Origin of the sequence: Bradyrhizobium sp. 139 (genome assembly GCF_023074175.1) — a bacterium.
GTDB lineage: Bacteria > Pseudomonadota > Alphaproteobacteria > Rhizobiales > Xanthobacteraceae > Bradyrhizobium.
In genome coordinates, this window is record NZ_JADPKS010000055.1 from 1 (window position 1) to 1,478 (window position 1,478).

Consider the following 1,478-nt stretch of genomic DNA (forward strand, 5'->3'; position numbering starts at 1 on the left):
TGCGCGAGAGCCAGTCGCTGTTGCTCAAGGTACAGAGCGCATAGGCTTTCATCGGGAGCAGGAGGAAGATGTTGATCGGGGTGTGCAGCGAGAAGCCGATAAATCGAAGCTCGCCGGCACGAAGGGCCGCCACGCTGCATCGAATCATGGTCATCGCGACGATGGTCAGACCGGTCCACCAGGGCACGGTGCCAGTGAGCGCGAGCTGAGCGAGCGCGGCAATCGATGAGATGGCGAGCAGCAGCGGCCCGAGGTTCTGTCCGAGCACGTCGAGCGTAAGGTACCGGTCCAGGGCGGGCAACAGGTGCAAACCCAGCAGCGTGTCGCGGTAAGTGCTCCGCGCCCAGCGGAGCTGTTGCCGCAGATAGGGCAAGAGCCTGTCCGGGACCACCGTGGCGGCGATGGCGTCCGGAACGTACTCGGTTCGAAACCCTGCCTTGAGCATGAGGATCGTCAGATGGCGGTCCTCACCGAAGTCGCTCGGCTTTCCCCGGAAGAACTGCGTCTCGTACTGGTCCAGTAGCAACAGCAGCGCGGAGCGGCGGTACATGGCACACGGCCCGCAGCAGCACATGACGGCACCAAAGCGCGTCTGCGCCGCGCGCTCCTCGTTGCAAGCCAACCAGTACTCCATGTCGATCAATCGGGTCAGCCAGCTGTCGTTCCGGTTGCTGGCCGTCAATTGCCCCATGGCCGCGCCGACGGCTGGATCCTGCATCTTGCGTACGAGCTTGCTGACCACGTCGCTGGCGATTTCCGTGTCGGAATCGACATTGAGCACGAGATCGCCGAACGACCGGCGTATCGCTGCGATCTGCGCCTTGCGCTTTCCAACGTTGCTCGGCAGCAGAATGACGTTGAACCTCGGGTCATATGCGTAGCTCCCATGGACCGGGGCCACTGCAGCGACATTTGCAGAGCCGTCATCGACCACATAGACCTGCAATCGCCCTGGGTAGTCCTGGCTTGCGAGAGACTTCAGGCAGGCCGCCAGCGTGCGCGGGTCCTCGTTGAAGCAGGGCACGATGACATCCACGCTGGGCAGAGCACCGGTGTCGACCGGATCGTACGGCGGCAGTGAGGCGTCGGTTCGCAGCGCATAAAGCGCCTGCGCGCTCTTATGGACGCTGGAGAGCAACGCGTAGGAGGCAACAGCAACGGTGCTGATGGTGGCAAGCAGGCTCATGGGAATTGATCTATTCAGTGAGTTTGAGGAAGCGACCGGATTGCGAATCCACAGTCATGCAGTGCTGGAATGAGCTGGGCGAGCGCCGTCACAGTCTGCTCGCGCCGACCAGAGTGAGCGCAGCGTTCCAACTCGTCGGGAGGGCACCCGTCGTGCAGGAGCACGATTGCCCCCGGCCGGACCGAGGCCAGCACCGCGGCAACAATCGCCTCGGCGCCAGGACGAGACCAGTCTTGCGGGTCGACTGACCAGTGCAGGGCTGCCAGTTCGGCCTTCGCCGACGCGGCGAGGG

Annotated in this window: 1 protein-coding gene and 1 pseudogene; both read right to left on the bottom strand. The window is 63.5% G+C overall.

Features of this window, described 5'->3' with window-relative positions:
- Positions 1-1,186: chitooligosaccharide synthase NodC (gene nodC / locus IVA80_RS14645; protein ID WP_247430923.1), on the bottom strand; the 1,186-nt coding region annotated here is incomplete at its 3' end.
- 14 nt (positions 1,187-1,200) lie between these two features.
- A pseudogene (locus IVA80_RS14650) lies at positions 1,201-1,478 on the bottom strand (chitooligosaccharide deacetylase NodB); the annotation flags it as partial.